This window comes from Mesorhizobium sp. M7A.F.Ca.CA.002.09.1.1 (assembly GCF_003998555.1).
GTDB classification, from domain to species: Bacteria; Pseudomonadota; Alphaproteobacteria; order Rhizobiales; family Rhizobiaceae; genus Mesorhizobium; species Mesorhizobium ciceri.
Window position 1 is genome coordinate 1 of the sequence record NZ_RZRR01001115.1, and the last position, 1,517, is coordinate 1,517.

General features: G+C 61.0%; 2 protein-coding genes. Both read left to right on the top strand.

What is annotated here, in order from left to right:
- The first annotated feature begins 296 nt into the window (after window positions 1-296).
- The gene (locus tag EN994_RS30825) at window positions 297-674 is read left to right on the top strand and encodes a hypothetical protein (protein ID WP_013529730.1); all 378 of its coding nucleotides are present in this window, start codon (window positions 297-299) and stop codon (window positions 672-674) included.
- A gap of 187 nt (window positions 675-861) precedes the next feature.
- A partial coding sequence (locus EN994_RS30830; protein WP_206530540.1) for a metallophosphoesterase occupies window positions 862-1,517 on the top strand: 656 nt, incomplete at its 3' end.

Sequence of the window (1,517 nt, forward strand, 5' to 3'; positions counted from 1 at the left end):
GGTCAAGGGCTACTACACCGACTGGACGCCGCTCGATAACCGTCCCGGCCTGTTCCCGGAAGACCTCGACCGGAACGACCCGTGGCAGTTCCGCAACATCCTTGTGCGATAGCAGCACCGCCCACCTGCCTCACTGCCTTGCAATCGCCCGGAAATCGGGCGATTGAAGGGATGCGGACCATAGCGATACGTATTCATCTGGACGCACGTCGCTCTGGAAACTTGGATGCACGCCTCGTGCTTGTCGAAAATCGATTTCCGATTTTTGGGCCGAAGCGAGAGGAGAGGATTTTCACATGATCATTGCGCGCAAAATTCTTTCGATGAGCGTGGCGGGTGCCATTGCGGCGATGCTCGCCGCCTGTGCGACCAGCGGCCCCGATCAACCGCCGATGGCAGCGGCGCCGAAAGGCGTCGAGGGCTCGTGGATCGACGCCAAGGGCACCGGCCTGTCGACCTTCACCGGCGGCACCTTCACGACGGTAGCCACCGACACCGGCCAGAAGCTTGCCGACGGCAGCTACACGATGACCGGCGCCACATCGGTGCAGATCAACGGCACCTCGCTGATCCGCCAGACCGCGGTCAGCTTCAACTGCCTGATGGTGTCGACAAGCCAGCTCAACTGCACGAGCTCCAGCGGTCAGAATTTCGTGCTGACAAGGCGCGTCTGAACCCACGACCATTCGTTTTCCAAGGACGGCGGCTGGTTGGCCGCCGTCCTTTTTTGTGCCGGCAAAGGGTCCCGGATTCCGCTTGCGTCATCCGGAACGCGATGGGAACATGGCCAAAGCGCCGGCTGTTATGTTCCAGTCAAGCAAGAGCGCTAATGGCCTCTGATCAGCTTTCCGGGAGACGAAGATGAAGAAGCTTGCCGCCATTGCAGCCCTGTCAGCCTCAGCCCTCGGCCTGTCGGCCGGCGCGTCCTTTGCCGACTACACGCTGAACATCCTGCATATCAACGACTGGCACAGCCGCATCGAAGGCAACAACAAATATGAATCGACCTGCTCGGCGGACGAGGAGACCAAGGGCGAGTGCATCGGCGGCGCGGGCCGGCTAATCACCGCGATTGCCCAGGAACGCAAGAAGCTGGAAGGCCAGAACGTGCTGCTGCTCAGCGCCGGCGACAATTTCCAGGGCTCGCTGTTCTACACGACCTATAAGGGCAAGGTCGAAGGCGAATTCCTCAACGACATGAAGTTCGATGCCATGGCCCTCGGCAACCATGAATTCGACGACGGCGAGGCCGCCTTGGCGCCGTTCCTCGACATGATCAAGTTCCCCGTGCTCGGCGCCAATGTGAAGGCCAACGCGCAATCCAAGCTCGGCGACCGCGTCAAGCCATCTGTTGTCGTCGAGGTCGGCGGCCAGAACATCGGCATCATCGGCGCGATCACCAACGACACGCCGGACCTCGCTTCGCCGGGTCCCAACGTCGCCATCGAGGACGACGTCAAGTCGATCACTGCCGAAGTCGAGAAGCTCAAGGGCGAAGGCGTCAACAAGATCATCGC